The organism is Paenibacillus sp. MAHUQ-45 (assembly GCF_058133325.1).
Window position 1 is genome coordinate 13,191 of sequence record NZ_JBYUPV010000010.1, and the last position, 19,834, is coordinate 33,024.

The window sequence follows — 19,834 nt, forward strand, 5'->3', positions numbered from 1 at the left end:
ACCTCTTCAGCCGTTTATTTGAGATATGCAGCTTACCGCTGTCATATCTGCTTTATAAATAATCATTCAGGGATGCAAAATCAGATTAAGGACTTCCTGCACCTCTTCAAGTTCCCCTGAAGGCACCAGAATCTCAAATTGCTGCTTGGACATATTTATCGGACGGCATTTTACCAAAAATCCTTCTTCTGTAAGCTTGCTCTGAATCATATCCGCCACTCTGGCGGTTGGCGCGATATAAATTACCGTCCACATGCCCTGCAAGGCCTCCCCAATCTTAATTCCCACCCGTATCCCGTATAATGGAATCATGATAACACAGTTCTCTTTTTCACCGCAACAGGACACGCGTCAAGAATAGAAGACTAGGGCAGACCGGAGAGCTCTGAATCATCCGCAGTTTATTGGTCGCTGCCAGCGGGGCCGGGATAGACTTTTGCCCCTTCGTGACGGTGCGCAATCCGCGCGGAGGCCGCCGCGGCAATGCCCGCTACCAGGTCATCCAGGAACACATGGATTCTACCTGTATCATCGTTCAGCTCACCGATAATGCCAAGCTTTATTTTATCCAGATACCCGAATCCGGTGAGACCGATCATCCCGTACACGCTGGTAATGCCAAGCGCTAGCGTCTCGTCCACCCCATACAGCGATTCATCAGCTTCCAGCACGGCTTGCAGCGGCTGTGGCAGCAACTTCCGCTCTGCCAGTTCATCCAGTGCGATACCTGTCATCAGCGTGTACTGCACCTCCCGCTTGCCAAGGACCGCCCTCACACTTGAAAGACACTCCTCCTCCGTTAAGGCGGGATAATATGCAGACTGCAAAGTATATACAATTTTCGCGATGGACGACATGGTTACGCCCCGACTCTCCAGCAACTCTATTGCAAGCTCCTGATATGACATGATGTTGTTCCCCTTTCCGCACAGGATATGCCTTGTGGTTTCCTAAATGTATGCGAAAAGGGAGAGAAATGTTCTTATTTTATTCTTACTGTACCTGCACCCAGCATGCTTTCTATGGCTGTGAGCAGCTCCGGAGAGGGATCGATCCGGTAGCTGTCGCTGAGCGCGAGCAGCTTCTGCGAGCGCTCATAGAATAGCACGGTCGCGACAGGCCCCGGATGGGCCTGCAGCAGCTGGTTCAGGCGCGGCAACAAGCCTGACTCTTCGGTATGCGGCGTGATCTTAATGAACACGCGCTGCCCGTTCTCTGTGCCCGGCGGACGGGTCTGTCCGGAGGCCACAGGCCCCCCCGGCGTAGCCGCAGGCGGCCGGGCGGCTGGTGGCGCCCCGGCCGGTCCACCGGCGGCTCTGGCGGCCGCTGGGCCGCGGGACGGCGTGGCACCTGCCGTCCGTCCCGCAGATGCGGAGCGGCCCCCGCCCTGCGGGCGGGCCGCGGCGGCATTGCGGCGCTGCAGCAGGCCGTGCAGCGTATCACCCGAGAGCGGCGCGACCTCCTCGGCGAGCAGCTTGAAGCCTTCGTCTTCCTGCTGTACCTTGGCCCGCAGGGCGAGCAATGCGCCTTTAACGATAAGGCTACGGCTTCGCTTCCACACCTCGGGGAATAGTACGACCTCGCAACGCTCGATCTGATCCTCCCACTCGATAAAAGCCATCGCCTTGCCGGCCTTCGTCGTAATCTCCTTGACAGATACGACCATTCCGGCCGTAACCGTCTGGCTCTCGTCCGGAGCTTCGCTGAGATCCATCAGCCGCTGAATGCCCTGCTCCTCTAGCAGACCCGCACTGTCATCCAGCGGATGGCCGGACAGGTACAAGCCCAACAGCTCACGTTCCAGCTCCAGCTGCTGCCCTACTGTGAACCGCGGGATATCGGGGTAGCGAATTTCCCAATTGGGAGTCTCAACCAGATCATCGAACAGCTGGATCTGAAGTTCGTCTCGCTCCTTGCGCCATTTCACTGCCGCATCCACGGTCTCATCCAGCATGGCCAACAGCTGAGCCCGATGCCCAGGAAGACGGTCGAAGGCACCGGCCTGCACCAGCGATTCTATCACCCGCTTGTTGCAAATCCGCAGGTCCACGCGTCGACAAAAATCGAGCAGGCTGTCGAAAGGACGCTCCTTGCGGAGCTCCATAATGTTCTCCACGGCCAGCGTGCCGACATTCTTCACGGCGGCAAGGCCGAAGCGAATATGTCCTGTGTCCTCACCAGGCACCGGAGTGAACAGCACGCCACTCTCATTAACATCCGGCGGCATCACACCGATGCCCATTCGGCGGCATTCCAGCACGTACTCCGCCACCTTGCGATGGGTTCCCATCACTGCGGTCAGCATGGATGCCATGAACTGCACCGGATAATGATGCTTCAGATAAGCGGTCTGGAAGGCCAGTACACCGTAGGCAGCGGCATGGGCACGCGGGAAGCCGTAATCGGCAAAACGCACGATCATGTCATATACGGCGTTGGCATCCTCATCGGTATACCCCTGCTTCAGGCTGCCCTGCACAAAGTGACTGCGTTCCTTGTCCAGCGTTTCCCGTTTCTTCTTCGAAACCGCACGGCGTAGCAGATCTGCCTCACCCAGCGAGAAGCCTGCCATCAGCGACGCAATCTGCATAATCTGTTCCTGATAGACAATGATGCCGTACGTATCCGACAAAATCGGCGCCAGATCGCTGTGCGGGAATTCCACCTCGATATGGCCGTGCTTGCCGGCGATAAACTTCGGAATGAATTCCATCGGACCCGGACGGTATAGCGCGAGAACCGAGATTACGTCCTCGAAACCACTTGGCCTGAGATCCTTCAGCACCCGCCTAACACCAGCCGACTCCAGTTGGAAGACCCCTGTGGTCTCACCAGCCCCCAGCATTTCATAGGTCCCGGGATCATTGTCTGGAATCAATCGGAAATCTGGGAGACTACCAGTCATTTCTTTGATCCAGTTCATCGTCCGCTCAATAATCGACAAAGTCCGCAGGCCTAGAAAGTCCATTTTTAACAAACCAACGCTCTCCAGATGCTCCATAGAATACTGCGTCAAGGCTGTACTCTCATTGCCCTCTTGCAGCGGCACTGCATCCGTCAGCGGTCCCTTGGAAATCACAACCCCTGCGGCATGAGTCGAGGCGTGACGCGGCATACCCTCCACCTTCATCGCCATATCTAGCAGGTCCCGTGTTCTCGGATTTGTCTCATACATCGCCTTCAGATCAGGGGACGTCTCCAGCGCCCGAGCAATGCTGATGCCCAGTTGACCCGGAATGAGCTTCGCAGCCTTGTCCACCTCACCGTAAGGCAGGTTGAGCACCCGGCCCACATCGCGCACCGCCGCCCGTGCGGCCATCGTACCAAACGTAATAATCTGTGCCACATGCTCACTGCCGTATTTGTTCACGACATAGCTGATAACCTCATCACGCCGTTCGTCGCTAAAATCGATATCAATATCCGGCATGGTAATCCGCTCGGGATTCAAAAAACGCTCAAAGAGCAAATTATATTTAAGCGGGTCCACATCGGTAATTCGCAGCACATAGGCCGTCAGACTGCCTGCGGAGGAACCCCGTCCCGGTCCGGTGGCAATGCCCTGCTGGTGACAATAAGCGATAAAATCCCACACAATTAGAAAATAATCGCTAAAGCCCATATTTCCGATGACACCCAGTTCATAGGCCAGTCTCTCCTCGGCCTGCTTCTTTTGTTCCGGCGATTCCCACAGCGGCGTATCTCCGTACCGTTCCTCAAGCCCCTTCTGGCAGAGCTGCTGCAGATAGGCGGCGGCATCCAATCCTTCCGGCAGTGGCGAATACGCTGGCAAAATATGATTGCCAAAGACCAGCTCCAGATTGCACTTTTCGGCAATCACTGCCGTGTTCGCAATAGCCTGTGGCACATGCGGGAACAACGCTGCCATCTCTTCCCCGCTTTTCAGATACAGCTGGTTGGAGCCGATCTTCAGCCGCTCCTCATCATCTACTGTCTTGCCCGTGCCGATACAGATCAGCACATCCTGCACCTCGGCATCCTCTTTGGTCAGATAATGGGCATCATTGGTCACAACAAGGGGAATCTCACATTCCGCAGCAAGCGCAATCAATTTCGGATTCACACGCTTCTGTTCCGCAATGCCATGATCCTGCAGCTCCAGATAGAAGTCTTCGCCAAAAATCGATTTATAGCGCAGTGCGGCCTTGCGTGCTTCTTCATCCCTGCCATGCAGCAAATGCTGCGGTACTTCACCGCCCAGACAGGCGCTAAGACAAATAATGCCCTCCGCATGTGCGGCAAGGGCATCCATATCAATGCGCGGTTTATAATGATGGCCCTCCAGATGTCCAATGGAAACCAGCTTCATCAGGTTTTGGTATCCGGTCATGTTCTTGGCGAGCAGAATCAGATGATAAATGGGCTGGTCCTTGCGGCTGCCCCGTTCGCGGCGTGAACCAGCCGTCAAATAAGCCTCGCAGCCAATGATCGGTTTGATGCCTTTCGCTAGGCAAGCTTTATAAAAGGGAATGGCCCCGTACATCACTCCATGATCCGTAAGCGCCAGCGATGTCATGCCATATTCGCTGGCCCGGTGCACAAGATCGGTGATCCGCGCCGCTCCGTCCAGTAAACTGTATTCGCTGTGCACATGCAAATGCACGAAAGAGCTCATGATCCCACTTCCTTCCACTCCAAAAATCAAACATATGGAAAGTGAACTTAAGAATCTAAGGTACTGGGTTCGCGAAATCCTTGATATACAAGGCTTTGACCAACCCGTAAGTTATCATTCTTACGTTCAGCTTATATATATGAAACTATTTTATCATATTAGAGGGGGACACGCCCATAGAATGGAGAGAGAGCACAGGGACAGGCCGAGGCAGAGGATGGCCGCGTTCCGGAAAGGGGCTAGTATGAGCATTTTTTTGAGCAAGGCCGTCCTTGATTTCTTTATTGCCTGCGGGATTGTCCTCGGCGGGGCGATGCTCGGCGGCATCGGTGCCGTTCTCTCACTTCAGCCGCCTACAGATACCATGCTGGACGTGGCCAATCGGATCAAAATCTGGGCACTGGCTGCCGCAGTTGGGGGAACGATCGATCCGATGCGGGTCATCGAGAGCAATGTATTTGACGGCAATCTGTCTCCGGCGATCAAGCAGATTCTCTATCTTGTCTTTGCTTTTCTTGGCGCTCATATGGGCAGTGAACTAGTCAAATGGGTCTGTGGCAGGGGGTAGCGCTGTGAGGATTCCGCCATTTCACCGCTACCGCCGCTTCTCTCAAATTTCCGCCGTATTTGTACTCGGAATGGTCGCAGGGAGCGTCGTATACAATGCAATTTTTCATATGGGCTATAATGTGCTGTGGGTGCAGAATCAGAGCCTGCTCGTCCAAATTGATCAGTACCGCAAGGATATAGAGACCCTTAAGAAATACAACAACAGCTCTACAGTCATCCGGGAAATCAAGCTCCGCGCCGAGGAAGGCAAGACCAAGGATGGCGAACCTGTAATGGAACCGGCCACGGTGAAGGAGATCATCAGCAAAATGAGCAAGGATCTCGCACCGATGCGCGGCCGGAGCATGTTCGAAATTGATACGGATGGCAAGCTGGCTCGCCTTCTGCTCGACGGAAAGCTCTACATTGTACGGGATAAGGAATATGCCGTGCGTATCCGCACGATGCTCGTTATGGAAGGTGTACTGCAAATCTGGGTGGAAATCAATCCATACAAGCGCACCTGAGGACAATCATGATACAATAAGAGGCAGCGGCAGGCGTTCGTCCCCGAACCCTGCAAACCGACTCTCGTAGACCTGAAAAGGAGCTGCCTGACCATGATTATGTTCGTTAAGTACACACTATTCATTCTACTGGTCGCCTTTATCATTGGCGCGGCCTACTACAGCTTTGCTTCCCGCCGCAGCGTGGACCCCGTGGATCGCGGACTCAAAAAATCCTTCATGAATATGCTGCTCGGCGCAATGCTCTTGACCCTGACCATGATGTCCATGTTTCTTTACAGTGGTTCCACCATCGGCATCATTGTCGAAGCAGCCTTTCTGATCATCGGTATCTTCAATCTGTTCTCGGGGCTGCGCAGCTTCGGACATTTCAGCCGTCTCAAGATGGTAGCCGAAGATGAAGCCGCCCCCCACTCTGCGGGCTCCAAACGCTGATTACAGAGCCAATGCATACGTCAAAAAAGTGGCTATCTCAAAACTAGGTATATTCCCTATTCCTTGATGAGAAGTCCATCTGCTAAAAAATAATGCAAAAAAAGAAAATGGCGGTGCTCAGGAAGATTCCTGAACCCGCCATTTTCTTTTTTTGGTCGACGCTCACCTTTTTCTGCTAGAGATGGACAAGCGAAACCAAAGTGAAGACCAAAGTGAAAGCAAAAGCCAAAACAAAACAAGATCCAAAACAAAACCCACTCCGGCCTTCAGGCGTACTCATCTAGTAAAATAAAAACGGATGTCATGTTGAAAATAACTAGAAATACTCCCGTTAATTGTTCGAAAGTGACGTGTTTCCAAAAAATAACGGGAAATACTCCCGTTATTCTCTAAGATAACCCTCGATTCTTTTATAAAGAGGAAAAATAACTGGAGAATTTCCCTTTAAGCTCTAGAAAAACCCTTGCAAGCGAAAATTAACAGTACATTTTCCCGCTAATTCAAATCCTAGCTCAAAGCCAAACTTTAAAGGTAGAGTGTGAGGACCTGCACCAGGCTCTGATCCAGTCCACCATGCTGCGCGACATGCGCACGGCCGTGCAAGGCCACTTTTTATTTGGATTGATTGTCCAAGAAAAGCTCCAGTTTACAACCCCTGAGGTTCAGGATCTGCGTTTGAGACAGGGCTTGGCTTTAGCGCATCCACTTTTTGAAGTAACATGATAACGCTCCCCTGTCGTAGCAGGGGTTATGATTCTACCTGTCTATCGAAAGGGGAGCGTCTCCGTTTAAGATCAACGCCGCTTAATGGGCGTTTATTTTTTTACTGTCTACTTGAAGGGAATCGTTCACTTTTGTGACAACCCCATTTTATAATCCGGTATTTGGCTGCGAGCCAGCCTCCCCGGAGTACGCATGTTTGGAGCGAGTCGCCCTTATCCGTGGTCGATGGATTGCAGCATCAGCACTGCCTTGGCTACCAGCGTGTCCTGGTGGCTGATCTCAATCTCGATCTTGCAGGTCCGGCGACTGCTCTCCAGCAGCTTCGGCATAACAATTACAGAGTGCTCGATTTGTACGGGCCGGATGAAGTAGGTGGACATATTGTCCAGCACATAGTCATTGCCGGTGATATCCTTGGCCGCCTTGAATGCAGAGAGGGTCATCAGTGTAGACAGCACTCCCTCCGATATCGTCCCAAGATCCGTCGCCATCTGCGGGGTGATGAAGCCGTGAAAGAACAAATGTCCTTCCTCATCCCGCTCCTCCGCAAAGCCGTTCCAGATGAGATGGTCGAAGGTCTCGCCAAGCTGTGGTTGGTTGCGAACATCCCGCAGACTTTGCAGCACTTCCTTGCGGGTCAACGAGCCTACCAGCTTGCGGTTGCGGTCCACAATCGGCAAAAAGTCGATCCCTTCCCACATCATGATCTGTGCCGCTGATGCCAGGGAGGTCTGCAGCCCGGCAGTGACCGGATTACGGATCATCACCTTTTCAATACTTTGCCCCGCCGTCAAAGTCTCCACATCGCGGCGGCCGACGATGCCAATGACGCGGTTCCATTCATCAGTTACCGGGAACCGCTGCTCCCCGCTGTCAAGAGATAGCTGAAGCAGCTCGCCGGCCGTACTGGATATTTTCAGCGTATGCAGCCTAGGCCTGCTATCCAGAATATCCTCCACGAGCATGATTTTCTTCTTAATCAACCTGTCGAAAATCGCCCGGTTAATCATCGAAGCGACAGTAAAAGTATCATGTCTGGATGAAATCACGGGCAGATCTAACTGATCAGCCAGCGCTTTAACCTCCCGGCTTGTTCCGAAGCCACCCGTTACCAGCACCCCAGCACCCTGCTCCAGCGCCATGGAGTGAACATCATCACGGTTGCCGACAATCAACAAACTGTCTGCATCAATATAACGAATCATCGCGTCGACCTTCATCGCCCCGATGACATATTTGTGCAAATGCTTGTTCAAGCCGCCCGCGCCGCCCAGCACATGGCCTTCGACAATATCCACAACATCCCCGAAGGTGAGCTGCTCAGAGATATTACGCGGCTTCTTCTCCACCCGAACAGTCCCGATCCGCTCCTTGGTAATCACGATGCCGAGGTTCTCGGCTTCCTTGACTGCCCGGTACGCCGTTCCCTCGCTGACGGCCAATTCTTTCGCCAGTTTGCGGACCGATATTTTGGTCCCGACCTTTAGACTCTCAATGTGCTGCAGCAGCTGTTCATGTTTGGTAATTGCATCGCCTTGACCTTCCAACTGTTACACCCCCATGGTCCGATCTGTACTATACTGTTCTATTATACACGGGAAGAAAGCCCTAGTTCAACAGGGGTTACGGGGTTACGGGGTTACGGGGTTACGGGGTTACGGGGTTACGGGGTTACGGCTCTCCGTCAGAGGGGAGTCCGGTTGTTCAATACAACTCAATAACCCCCTGCGCTCACCATTATGGCGAATTCAGGGGGTTGTCCTGCGACAATCTATCATTTTTGCACGACTCTCTTCTCCTCATACCACTTGCCCCAAGCAGCAATCTTCTCCTTGCGCACAGCCTCTAGCCGCTGCTGCTTCTCCTCATCCACCCCAATGATAAAGTGCAAATGAGCAGCAATAACCAGAAAGGCAAAGACCGACCAGACGACACCAAATCCGAACACCCAGCTTGGCCCATTAGCTAGCGATAGCTTCGGAATCGCGTACAGCAGCATAGCCAGCGCCAGGATCAGGTAGAGACTGTGCTTGAACTTATTTCTTTTTTTCATGGAAAACCGCTCCTTGTTCAGTAGTTTATTCACAGTGGCCGTGTGAAATCTATATCTCTACTCTATGAACGTGGAGCCGGAAATATGAGACAAGTCCACAAAAAACTTATCTTTGATTCCCATTGACTGGTATAATCTGTAACAGAAGCAGGTATAGCTCTATAGTACATAACGACAGCTGCACTTCATCCAATCAGAGAGGCGTTGATCATCATAAACAGAGCTTTTACACATACCCAGTACGTTATTCGCAAAAAAGTATTCTCCGTCCTAGGGGCCAAACTCCATATCTATGACAGTACGGGGGAGCTGGTTCTGTACTCCCATCTTAAAGCGTTCAAGCTTAAAGAAGACATCTCCATCTATACGGATGAGAGTATGTACAAGGAACTTCTGCGGATCAAAGCCCGCAGCATCATCGACTTCGGAGCGACCTATGATGTGCATGATACAGAAACCGGGGAACATCTCGGCGCATTGCGGCGCAACGGATTCAAATCGATTCTGAAGGACGAATGGACTATTCTGGATAGCCATGATCAAGAGATCGGAAAAATCAAGGAGGAGAGCCTCGCTATGGCGCTACTCAGTCGAATCTTCCCTATCATTCCCCAGAAGTACAGTGTCGTGATAGACGGAATAGCCATTCCGGTCTTCACCAGGAACTTCAATCCGTTCGTTTCCAAAGTAAGCGCCGATTTCGAGGAAGACAGAAGAAGCTTGATCGACCGAAGGCTTGGCATAGCTGCGGGCATTCTGCTGTGCGCCATCGAGGGCAAACAGGAATAACGACGTGAACCTCTTTGTCAGCCTTCTGACTGAGTTGTTTTGGTCAGGTTATTAAGCAAGCACTGATTATGATGTTACGCTACTATTCTCTCACTAAAAAAGGGTATTCCCCAGGCTTTCGCCGCGGGAATACCCTTTTTTACCTATTAAACACCTGGGTGTTAGCCCAGTTCTCCGTAAAGCTCCTGCAGGCTCTCGGTAATAATCTTGTTCACGTCCTCGATCACTACGCTCAGGCGGCGCTCTGCATCAAACAGACGGCGAATGCCGAGATTCAGGTTCAGCACCTCAAACAGCTTCTCCATCTTCTCCATTTCCTCTTGCTCTGGCATCTCTCCGCTCATCATCCGTTGCTGCATTTCTGCTTGCTTCTGGCGGAAGCCCTCCAGCATAGCTTTACCTTCCGGGTCAGCATCAACCAGTTTCATCGCTGCAGAAATATCCGTCACCTCGCTGCTTTCTTTGATGGCCCGTGCTAATTCGTGTGCTTTGTCATAAACGTTCATTACTTCATTCCTCCCAGATTGTTATTAAAAAAATAGGTCAATCACCAAGGGTCAGATGTCTCCATATGATGAATGATATGTAACCCTTAGCTATCAATTTGCCGGCATCATGCTACCGGAAGGAGATCCAAGATGTCTAAGCTCAAGATCCCTGTCCAAACGGTCCAATCGAGCATCCTGCAGGAAAATGCCGTCATGCTTGGAGACCGATCCATGAAAAGACTCAAAATTCCGGCAAACGGCACGCTTCAGCTCGCCTTCGGCTCATTCCGGCAGGACGTAACCGTCATTCCGGTTCCCAAGTCCGACAGTTTGCGCGTAAGTGAGGGGCTGGCGCGACGAGCCGGATTTAAATTCCGGCATAAACTAAACGTCTCCTACAGCACGGGCAGCCGCACCCTCCGGCTTGGACCATTGATCGGCGTTCTTGTCAGCCGCCACTATCCCGATCAGCCCGAGCGGCTGTTCGGAGCCATCACGATGTTCTGCCGGGAATTGACCAATGCCTGCCATGCACAGGGAGCCTATGTATATTTCATTACCCCTGAATCATTGGAGACATCTGGTTCATCCATTCAGGGCTGGGTATACGAAGAGGGCTGGCGCAAGCGAAATCTGCCCATTGCCGATGTCATCAACAACCGACTCACCACGCGCAAGGTAGAGAACAAACCTAGCGTACAGCATTTCCTGGCCGATGTAAAATCGCGCTACGGCACACATTTCTTCAACGAAAAATTTCTTGACAAAACAGAGGTGTTCGAGGCGTTGAAACAAGATGCCTCCTTGCAGCGGTACTTGCCCGAATCCCATATGCTGAACGGTTCTGCCGTGCTGAAGCGGATGTGCAGCCATTATCAGAGCGTATTCCTGAAGCCAGTACGCGGAAGTCTGGGCAAAGGCATCCTCCGCATTTCCAAGGAAGACGGGGGCGGATACCTGCTGCAATCTACCACACCAATGGGCTCCCGCAGGCAGTCGTATCCCACACTTGCGAAGCTCTTTCAGGCCATTTCTCCCAAAATGAAAAGCACCCGCTACCAGATCCAGCAAGGTCTCCCCCTGCTGGAAATAGGGCGGAGACCCGTCGATTTCCGGGCACTGGTGCAGAAGAATGGTACCGGCAAATGGGGTGTTACTTCCATCGTCGCCCGTACAGCTGGCAACAACCATTTCGTGTCGAACCTGGCGCGGGGCGGTACCCTCAGCACTGTCCGGGAAGCGGTGAACAAAAGCAGCCTTCCTTCCGGTGTGAAGGATAGCGTGCAGCTCGGATTGCCCCGAGCAGCCCTTGCCATAGCTCGCGGAATAGAGAGTTATATCCCGGCCCACTTCGGTGAACTCGGGATCGATCTGGCACTCGACCAATCCGGCCGGATCTGGCTGCTCGAAGTGAACTCCAAGCCATCCAAGAACGACAACACACCGCTGAACGATCAAAAAATAAGACCATCCGTCAAGCAAATGGTTCTGTACTGCCGTTACCTGGCCGGTTTATAAGGAGGATCTCATGGAGACATCAACACTAGGGTTCCTTGGCGTCATGACAGGCCGCCGCAATGGCAACCCTCCCATCGCAGAGCCCGCCTTTTGTAGCCAGCTGTGCCAGGCCGCTCCGTTATTCAATCTGGATGTTCTCATCTTCCAGCCTAAAGGCGTAGCAGCAGACGGATCAAGTGTCACCGGGTATATGTGGCAGGACGGCAGCTGGCAGAACATTACGGCCGCACCGCCAGATGTGGTCTATAACCGCTGTTTCTACAGCAGCCGAAAGGAGCGGCAGGAAGCTTCGGCTGCGCTGGCCGCCCTTCCCCGCTCATTGCCCTGGTCCCGCGGGCTACCCGACAAATGGAGCGTATACAAGATTCTGAAGTCCATTCGCAGCGCGGCGCCGCTGCTACCCGAGACCCGGCTCTATAGTGGCCGTGACCGACTGAGCACCATGCTCGCAGAGAGAGAATACGGCGTATTCCTGAAGCCCAGGGCCGGTTCGCATGGCAAGCGCACGTTACATGCCAGGTTGATTCACGGAGGCACAGGGGGGCTTCGCGTGAGTGGCCGGGACGGTGCCAACACACCGTTTCACCTCGCTTTTGCCAGTGAGCAAGAAGGTCTCGACTGGATACACGACTTCATCGACTCGCGCCGTTACATTATACAGCCTTATCTGCATCTCACTGGCAGCACAGGCCAGCCGTTCGACATTCGTGTCCTTATGCAGAAAGATGGCAGCGGCGTGTGGGGACTCACAGGAATGGCCGTCCGGCTCGGCAGCAAGGGAACGCTCACCTCGAACCTGCACGGCGGTGGAACTGCCGTCTCTCCCTTACCCTTCCTGACCGCAGAATACGGTTTGGCAGGCAAGGATATTGTGGAGGAACTGGCCGTTCATGCTGCTTTCCTGCCGGCTGTGCTGGAGGATGCCTGCGGCAGGCTCGGTGAGCTCGGCCTTGACTTCGGGATTGACGAAGGCGGCCGGATCTGGCTGCTCGAGGCCAATTCCAAGCCGGGACGATCTGTGTTTCGCCTGACAGGCGACCGCCGGGCTATCAAGCTATCTACTGAAAACCCGCTGCGCTACGCCCGCCATCTGATGCTTGCAAGGCGTATACAGCCGACATGGTCACCACTGCGGCTTCGTTCACACGGGAATAAATCAATGATTCCTAAGGAGGATTCATAAATGGGTCTCACTTTTTGCAACGTCCATTTCACCAAACAGCCCCAGAGGATCGTATATGTATCGGGCTCGCTGATGAAAAGCCTGAAGCTATCCGGTAAAAAGAACATTCGCCTGCGGCTGGGCAAGGATACAATTCCGGCGATCATCAAACCCATCAAGCGAGCCGGCAAGCATATGTTTCTCGCCTCTGGTGTGAAGAGCGCCATCAAGGTTCCGAAGACTGGCGGCATTTACTTGCGCAATTTGGAGAACGATGAGGTACAGCTCGGACCTCTGGTCGGTATATTATCCGATGGGCCGACTTCCTCTTCCCAGCCCTTCGGCTCCCGCACAGGATTCATCAAACAGCTGCTGCGTGAAGGCAGCAATAAATGCTATATTTTTGCCTTCACCCCACGCGATATCAATTGGCAGCAGGAGCAAATATACGGTTATTTCCTGACTTCAAACGGCAAATTCGAACGCAAAATGGTGCCGTTGCCCGATGTCGTCTACAATCGACTTCCCAGCAGAAGGGCGGAAACCTCTCCTTACATCAACCAGCTGCGGGAACGATTCATGCGCAAGAAGATTCCTTACTTCAACTGGAGCTTCTTTAATAAATCCGATATTTATCGACTGCTGGAGAACGACTCCACGGCAAACCGCTACGTGCCGGAGACCCATACCAACCCTAACACGGAGAAAATGCGCGATATGCTGGACCGTCATCATTTCGTATATTACAAACCGTCAGCGGGCAGCCTTGGACACGGCATTTACCGGCTCACTTATTTGCCGAAAAAGGGCTACTTTGCCCGTTACCGCAAGAATGGCAAGAACGTGCTGCTGCGCTTCTCAAACTTCGAGAGCCTAATGCGTATGCTGCGGGGGCGCCATGGCCAACAGCTTCAGAATTATATCGTACAGCAGGGCATCCGGCTCATTGAAATTGATGGCTGCCCTATCGACTTCCGTTTTCATATGCACAAGAACGGCAGTAACCAGTGGGTTGTCGTCGGGATCGGCGCCAAGAAGGCCGGACGGGGCAGCGTCACTACTCACCTCAAAAATGGTGGTGCACTACTCACGCCACAGCAGGCGCTTGGCCGTGTATTCGGAAGCAAGGCTGATGAAGTGCTTCAGCGTGCCAAGAGTACTGCTGTCAGACTGGCAGAGTCGCTGGAAATCCAGCATCGACATCTGCTGGGCGAGATCGGCTTCGATCTTGGGATCGACCAGGATGAGGAAATCTGGATGTTCGAGGCGAATGCCAAACCCGGACGCTCCATCTTCCGCCACCCTTCCCTGCGCGCTGAGGGCAGAGCTTCCATCGAGCATATTTTGGAACATTGCCTGTATCTCAGCAAATTCCGCAGGAGGGATGAGCCTTGAACATCCGCATTCCCGATGAGAGCAAGCCCGTTATCGCCATCCTGACCACCAGTGACAAGCGTCTGAAATTCTGCGGCAACCGCAGTAATTTCCGTGATATTATTCGCACCGGCAAAGAACTGGGTTACCTCGTATATGTAGTTACCGTCCGTGATCTCAAGCTGGAGGAACGGTTCATCAACGGTTATATCCCTTCTCCAAGCGGCAAGCAGTGGTACAGCATCCCTGTACCACTGCCACAGATCATCTATAATCGGGTGGCGAGCAGGGAAAAGGAAGAACTTAAGCCTGTGGCCCGCAAAATCGCCCAGTGTCTGGAGCATCCTGGCATCCATCTCTACAATCCGTATTTTTTCAACAAATGGAATCTATTCGAATGGCTACACAGTTCTCGCTTCACCTCAAAGCATGTACCCAAGACCCGCCGACTGCGCAGTCCGAGCACCTTGACAGCCATGCTGAAGAATCACGGCAGTCTCTATCTGAAGCCCGAGACCGGCAAAGCCGGTAAAGGCATCATGCGACTGAAGTATCTTGAAGAAACGCCACTGCCCTACCGACTACAAATCCAGACTGGCAAAAAAAACGTTACCTACAAAACAGCTTCCATTGAACGCCTCTGGAGTCGCATCAGCAAGGAGAAGGGAACGACTCGATATATCGTTCAGGAGGCCATTGAGCTGGCCACTCACCGCGGTCGCCCCTTCGATCTGCGCGTGCTGCTGCAAAAGAATAACCGGGGCAACTGGGGCGTTACAGGCATCGGCGCCCGGCTGGCCGGCGCCCGCAGCATCACTACCCACGTTCCGCGTGGCGGCACCGTCGAAGAACCCTCCAGCATGCTGGAGGGAACCTTCAGCACCGAGCGGAGCGCGGCCATTCTCAAGAACGTGCCCACGACAGCCCTGTTAATGGCCCGCCAGATTGAGCGGGCCTCCGAGTATAGACTTGGGGAAATGTCCATGGATTTCGGAGTCGATCGTAACGGTGGTCTCTGGTTCTTCGAGGCCAACTCACGACCGATGAAATTCGATGAACCGGCGATCCGCAAGCTATCACTGGAACGGATCTTCCAGTACAGCCAGCATCTGTCCCAGCATCCCGAATAATCTTGCCTGAAGGAAGTGACAACGACATGCAAATCTCTTCCATCTACGACACGGCCCCTGCAGAGTGGAGCGCTCGGCTGGATGGCCTGCTGCATTTCATCCGGCAGCACGGTGATCGGCGGATCACAATCCAGGGTTACCGGACGCTAGCTGCATTGACTCCACAGCAGCTTGCCCTCCCTGGCGTATCGCTGCTGGTGGCTACCGTGCGCGGCCAGTACGGCCGCCAGCTTGCAGGCCTTTGCTTCGTGTCTGGCTTCGGCAAGGAAGCATGCCTTGTCGCCGTCCATCCGCTGTATCGGGGTAAGCATACTGGCTCTTCGCTTCTGACGGCACAGCTGCAACGTCTTGGCAGACTGGAATGCAGTGTCGCCAGTGACAATATCGCCAGCCTGAAAATGTGCTTCCGGGCTGGCTTGGCTGCGGTGGCTCTCACCACTGGACCAACCGGCAAGCCCACGCTTGAGCTGCGTTCGCCAGAATATGCGGGAAGTACTACCATCTCTTCACAAGAAGGTGAACTACTGTGTCACAACCCGTCTTAGGCATTCTTACATTGTATCTGAACGATGCCAAGCAGCTCGAAGAAAAAAGTGTGTATCGGCGGATGATTATCGAAGGCGGCAAGCTCGGGCTGGATGTCTTTGTCTTTACACCTATGGATGTACACGCCACGAAAGAGCAAGTCTACGCGATGGTCTATGACTCCAAAACCGGGAAATGGTCCCGCAAGTGGCGGGCCTTGCCGGGGATGATCTTTGATCGCTGCCGTATCCAGAAAAGCGCCCGCTTCCAGCAGCTTCTTCGCTTCCGTGCCCGCTACAATCATCTGACCTTTCTAAACCGGCCGCTGCGCAACAAATGGACCATTCACCAAACCTTCTCGCAAAAGCAGCGTTTCCGGCAGCATCTCCCGGACACGCTGCTCTATCAGTCTTCCACCGACCTCAAACGGATGCTTAAAAAGCATTCCGTCGTTTATATCAAGCCGATTAATGGCACTGGCGGACGCGGAATTCTACGCATCGAGAAGAAGGCCAGTGCACAAAGCTTCTTCGACATACAGGGCCGCCGGCAGAACCGCCACATTATCCCTCCACGCAAGGTCTCGCTCTCCCAGCTTGAAAGTGTAGTCCGTCAGTGGTGTATTGGAAGTACTTTTCTCGCACAGCAGGGCATTCCTCTTCGTCTGCCGAATGGCCGCTTCCATGATTACCGCATGCTGGTTCAGAAGAATGGTCTTGGCGTCTGGGAACTAACGGGAATGGCCGGACGAGTCGGAGCGGCGCGCAGCGTAACCTCTAACCTGCATGGCGGCGGCCATGCTGTTCGGGCTGAGAAACTACTCAGAAGCTGGCTGGGTAGCCAGGAGAAAGCCGGGAAGGTAATGAACACGGCCGAGAAGCTGGGGATCGAAGCCGCTGCCTATCTGGAAGATACCTTTAGCTCCCTCTGTGAGTTGGCCTTGGATCTTGCCATTGATCGTGAAGGAAGAATCTATATCCTGGAGGTCAACCCCAAGCCTGCTCGTGAGGTCTTTCTCCGGTCCGGCGACACCGAAACCTACCGCAAATCGCTGGTACGTCCGCTGGAATATGCGTTGTGGATTCATAGAAACAAGGAAACTCCGGCGTCTTCCAAAGTCACCGAAGAATAAGGAGGTATGCACTGCCTCACTGTTCCCCCCTTCTTTCATATGTATAGGCGAAAGAGCCCCAGCCCGAACTACACGGACTGAGGCTCTTTATTTTGCAGATATATGTGATTACAACAGCGTTAAAGCAGTCAAGCTACCCTATTCCGCATTATCATAAAGCTCTAACAGCTCGCCAATAGACTCGATAATAACATCCGAGCCCTTAAGCTCATCCTGACGACCGAAGTCTGCATAGGCGCAGCCAATCACGGTCTGCCCGTTGTCTTTTCCTGCCTTAACATCGGAAGAACGGTCTCCTACCATCCAGGCACTGCTGATTCCACGGCTGTCCAGCAGAATGCGCACCAGGTCCGTCTTTGTCGCTGTTCCTTGCCCGCCTGCGCTATACAAGCCTTCGAACAGCTCTTTCAATTCGTGCACGACTACAATGCTATGGATATAGTCCTGCAGCCCGTTACTGGCGACGAACAGACGTACATCCCGTTCTTTTAATGCCACCAGCGTCTCAGCTACCTGCGGATAGAGCAGCGTATTCCCGGCCTCCAGTCCTTCAATCTCCAACTGCAGCAGCAGCTCATCCGCACGACGATGCACATTCTCTCCCGCCTCTGGCATTACAATCTTCCAGATTTGCTCCAGCAACATGCCAACACTTCCAAGGATACGCTCCTCCGGTGGTGTCGTTCCTGTATATAACCCTTCCTCTCGCAAAATGTCGAACATTTTGTGATAGGCCGGCAGCAGTAGGCTTTCCGTCTGGAACAAGGTCCCGTCCATATCGAAGATGATCGCTTCCGGCTTCTTCAGCTGCGGGATCTGATTGTTCTGTTCAAAACTGGTTTCTTCCTGACTCATGAAATAACTCCTTTCTTATGCTGTATTTATGCATTCTATGATATCGGAAAGCTGCCGGGATAGCGATGGATAAATTCATCTTGCCTTCCATATATCAGTATGATATATTTCATTCTGTCATATTACAATGTGATATATAAAAGGAGTGATCTTTTATGTTTACTGTAGCTTTGAAACTGCTCAAGCAGCCCGCTACCATTATCGGCATTATCACCACCCTGTTGTTTCAAGTATTCTTCAGCCTGATTTGGATCACTGGCTACGACCATGTGACCACTCGCACGGATCAGCTGCCCATTGCAATAGTGAACGAAGACGGTGCGGCAGGCCAGACCATCGCGGATTCTATTGCCGGATCACTTCATTTCCGCACTGAGACCGAAATTACGTTGCCTGATGCCCAGAATGATCTGGAACATCGACGCCTCCGTTTCATCATCCATCTCCCACAAGGCTTCACCTCACAGCTTAGTGACCCTTACGCCACTGCGAAAGTTAACTACATTCTCAACGAATCCAACCCACAGATGGTCAGCTCGGTCATGCAGAGCGTTGCTGCTAAAGTCACCGAGTCACTAAATGAACATACCCGCACGACTACGCTGAACGGTGTCCTTAACAGTATGAAAATCCCAGAAGCACAAGCTGAGATCATCCGGAAGAGCTCCGGACAACGAGTCAGCTCGGATCTTCAGGTAGTCCATCCTCTACGCAACTTCTCCTCCGCCATGGTCCCCCTGATGGTAGTGACAGCTTCTTTTACAGGGGCAATGTTCCTGACGATGAGTCTCAGCAAAGCATCATCCACACTGACAGGCACAGCAGGGAAATGGAAGACTCTGTCCGCCCACTTTATCATCATCGGAGCTACGGCCATCATCGGCTCGCTGGTCGGCACCTCCATGATGAATGGGCTAGGCATTCATTCCGGTTACGGCTTCATAACAATGTGGCTATTCGAATTTGTCGTACTGCTCTCTTGCATGACCATCGCCAATCTCAGCCTCCTCCTGCTCGGAGACATCGGCGCCTGGCTCAACATTGCGCTGCTATCTATCCAGATGCTGGCCTCTGGAGCCACTGTTCCACGCGATATGCTCTCGACGTTCTACCAATCGATTGGCCTGTTCTCACCTGCCTATTACGCAGTGGACGGCATGTTCACCCTTCTCATCGGCGGTTCGGATCTAAGCAGTGACCTCTGGCCCCTAATCTATATTGGGGCTACCGCCGTTGCCATAAGCATCCTCCTGACCTCCATTCGTCGGGAACCGGCAACCACTCCCGGTAATACCCAAATAAGCGCCTAACACTCCTCTTCCCCCAGTCTCAGTTCATTGAGTCTCTGCCTGCGATTGTGGTATGGTAATTAGACAGAGAGGAGCGGCAGGACGTCTATGAATATACAAGATGTGATCTTGGGTCTATTAAGTAAGGAGCCCCATTCTGGCTATGAAATTAAACGTCACTTCGAAGAAGACTTCTCCTTCTTCTTCGATGCCAGCTTTGGTACCATTTATCCAGCCCTGAGCAAGATGGAACGCCAAAATCTCATTAGCAAAGAGACTGTGCATCAAAAAGGCAAGCCTGATAAGAATGTTTTTACCATCACCACTGAAGGAATGGAACAATTCAACCATTACTTGAAGCAGCCTGCCGAGCGAGAAGTGCTGCGCTCTGATTTCCTTATGCACCTCTATTTCGGAGATATGACCGACAAGGACACCCTGAACAATCTTCTACGGCGAGAGATAGAGGATAAACAGGCTATTCATGACCAACTGGCGCAGAAGCTTAAGGATCTTGATGGCAAACTGAGTCCGCATCAGAAACTCTGTATTGAGATTGGAATGACGCAATACAGCGCAGCCGTCGACAAATTGCAGAGTGTGCTGGATTCCTGAGCCAGTACAACAGCCCATGTCTTATTAACCAAAA

The 19,834-nt window shown here is 52.8% G+C and carries 19 protein-coding genes; 12 read left to right on the forward strand and 7 right to left on the reverse strand.

Annotated elements, in window-relative coordinates:
* Positions 1-66: 66 nt before the first annotated feature.
* From AC3Y23_RS20530 to AC3Y23_RS20540, 3 genes are all read right to left on the reverse strand, one after another.
* Positions 67-255 (reverse strand): glutamate decarboxylase, encoded by a 189-nt coding sequence (locus tag AC3Y23_RS20530; RefSeq protein WP_087914321.1) that lies wholly within the window; start codon positions 253-255, stop codon positions 67-69.
* A gap of 146 nt (positions 256-401) precedes the next feature.
* Complete coding sequence (locus AC3Y23_RS20535; RefSeq protein ID WP_379202461.1) at positions 402-908, reverse strand: phosphatidylglycerophosphatase A family protein; 507 nt, start codon at positions 906-908, stop codon at positions 402-404.
* Between the two features lie 74 nt (positions 909-982).
* Positions 983-4,636, reverse strand: a complete 3,654-nt coding sequence (locus tag AC3Y23_RS20540) for a DNA polymerase III subunit alpha (protein ID WP_379202463.1) — start codon at positions 4,634-4,636, stop codon at positions 983-985.
* Positions 4,637-4,880: 244 nt separating this feature from the next.
* On the opposite strand from AC3Y23_RS20540, the gene AC3Y23_RS20545 reads away from it, so the two are divergent.
* The 3 genes from AC3Y23_RS20545 (at position 4,881) to AC3Y23_RS20555 (ending at position 6,147) form a co-directional block, all read left to right on the forward strand.
* Positions 4,881-5,204 carry a YtrH family sporulation protein gene (locus AC3Y23_RS20545; RefSeq protein WP_379202465.1) on the forward strand — a complete coding sequence of 108 codons (324 nt, stop codon included), beginning with the start codon at positions 4,881-4,883 and terminating at the stop codon, positions 5,202-5,204.
* Positions 5,205-5,208: 4 nt separating this feature from the next.
* Positions 5,209-5,712: a sporulation membrane protein YtrI gene (locus tag AC3Y23_RS20550; RefSeq protein WP_379202468.1), complete on the forward strand. Its 504-nt coding sequence runs from the start codon at positions 5,209-5,211 to the stop codon at positions 5,710-5,712.
* Positions 5,713-5,805: 93 nt separating this feature from the next.
* Complete coding sequence (locus AC3Y23_RS20555) at positions 5,806-6,147, forward strand: YtpI family protein (protein ID WP_379202470.1); 342 nt, start codon at positions 5,806-5,808, stop codon at positions 6,145-6,147.
* A 935-nt stretch (positions 6,148-7,082) separates the two neighbouring features.
* Here the strand turns inward: AC3Y23_RS20555 and AC3Y23_RS20560 are convergent.
* Together AC3Y23_RS20560 and AC3Y23_RS20565 are read right to left on the reverse strand one after the other, a co-directional pair.
* Entirely contained in the window at positions 7,083-8,417 is a 1,335-nt protein-coding gene (locus AC3Y23_RS20560; RefSeq protein ID WP_379202472.1) for a DRTGG domain-containing protein, read from the reverse strand.
* 227 nt (positions 8,418-8,644) lie between these two features.
* Positions 8,645-8,923, reverse strand: a complete 279-nt coding sequence (locus tag AC3Y23_RS20565) for a hypothetical protein (protein ID WP_379202474.1) — start codon at positions 8,921-8,923, stop codon at positions 8,645-8,647.
* 204 nt (positions 8,924-9,127) lie between these two features.
* Here AC3Y23_RS20565 and AC3Y23_RS20570 point away from each other — a divergent pair, with 204 nt between their 5' ends.
* Positions 9,128-9,712: an LURP-one-related family protein gene (locus tag AC3Y23_RS20570; protein WP_379202476.1), complete on the forward strand. Its 585-nt coding sequence runs from the start codon at positions 9,128-9,130 to the stop codon at positions 9,710-9,712.
* A gap of 161 nt (positions 9,713-9,873) precedes the next feature.
* Here the strand turns inward: AC3Y23_RS20570 and AC3Y23_RS20575 are convergent, their stop codons facing one another.
* Complete coding sequence (locus AC3Y23_RS20575) at positions 9,874-10,218, reverse strand: YlbF family regulator (RefSeq protein ID WP_379202478.1); 345 nt, start codon at positions 10,216-10,218, stop codon at positions 9,874-9,876.
* 132 nt (positions 10,219-10,350) lie between these two features.
* On the opposite strand from AC3Y23_RS20575, the gene AC3Y23_RS20580 reads away from it, so the two are divergent.
* Genes AC3Y23_RS20580 through AC3Y23_RS20605 form a run of 6 tightly spaced genes read left to right on the forward strand, consistent with a single transcriptional unit; the run spans position 10,351 to position 17,041 of the window.
* The gene (locus AC3Y23_RS20580; protein ID WP_379202480.1) at positions 10,351-11,718 is read left to right on the forward strand and encodes a YheC/YheD family endospore coat-associated protein; all 1,368 of its coding nucleotides are present in this window, start codon (positions 10,351-10,353) and stop codon (positions 11,716-11,718) included.
* Between the two features lie 10 nt (positions 11,719-11,728).
* Positions 11,729-12,901 carry a YheC/YheD family endospore coat-associated protein gene (locus AC3Y23_RS20585; protein ID WP_379202482.1) on the forward strand — a complete coding sequence of 391 codons (1,173 nt, stop codon included), beginning with the start codon at positions 11,729-11,731 and terminating at the stop codon, positions 12,899-12,901.
* On the forward strand, positions 12,902-14,275 hold the full coding sequence (locus AC3Y23_RS20590) for a YheC/YheD family endospore coat-associated protein (RefSeq protein ID WP_379202484.1): 1,374 nt from the start codon (positions 12,902-12,904) through the stop codon (positions 14,273-14,275). It begins immediately after the preceding gene.
* A complete protein-coding gene (locus AC3Y23_RS20595; RefSeq protein WP_379202486.1) occupies positions 14,272-15,384 on the forward strand; it encodes a YheC/YheD family endospore coat-associated protein in 1,113 nt (370 codons plus the stop codon). The genes AC3Y23_RS20590 and AC3Y23_RS20595 overlap by 4 nt, the downstream gene beginning before the upstream one ends.
* A 26-nt stretch (positions 15,385-15,410) precedes the next feature.
* A complete protein-coding gene (locus tag AC3Y23_RS20600; RefSeq protein ID WP_379202488.1) occupies positions 15,411-15,929 on the forward strand; it encodes a GNAT family N-acetyltransferase in 519 nt (172 codons plus the stop codon).
* Entirely contained in the window at positions 15,911-17,041 is a 1,131-nt protein-coding gene (locus tag AC3Y23_RS20605) for a YheC/YheD family endospore coat-associated protein (RefSeq protein ID WP_379202490.1), read from the forward strand. The genes AC3Y23_RS20600 and AC3Y23_RS20605 overlap by 19 nt, the downstream gene beginning before the upstream one ends.
* A 138-nt stretch (positions 17,042-17,179) precedes the next feature.
* Here AC3Y23_RS20605 and AC3Y23_RS20610 read toward each other — a convergent pair whose 3' ends face one another.
* On the reverse strand, positions 17,180-17,896 hold the full coding sequence (locus AC3Y23_RS20610) for an HAD hydrolase-like protein (protein ID WP_379202492.1): 717 nt from the start codon (positions 17,894-17,896) through the stop codon (positions 17,180-17,182).
* A 155-nt stretch (positions 17,897-18,051) separates the two neighbouring features.
* On the opposite strand from AC3Y23_RS20610, the gene AC3Y23_RS20615 reads away from it, so the two are divergent.
* Together AC3Y23_RS20615 and AC3Y23_RS20620 are read left to right on the forward strand one after the other, a co-directional pair.
* The gene (locus tag AC3Y23_RS20615) at positions 18,052-19,206 is read left to right on the forward strand and encodes a YhgE/Pip domain-containing protein (RefSeq protein WP_379202494.1); all 1,155 of its coding nucleotides are present in this window, start codon (positions 18,052-18,054) and stop codon (positions 19,204-19,206) included.
* 87 nt (positions 19,207-19,293) lie between these two features.
* A complete protein-coding gene (locus AC3Y23_RS20620) occupies positions 19,294-19,800 on the forward strand; it encodes a helix-turn-helix transcriptional regulator (RefSeq protein ID WP_379202496.1) in 507 nt (168 codons plus the stop codon).
* The last annotated feature ends 34 nt before the right edge of the window (positions 19,801-19,834 follow it).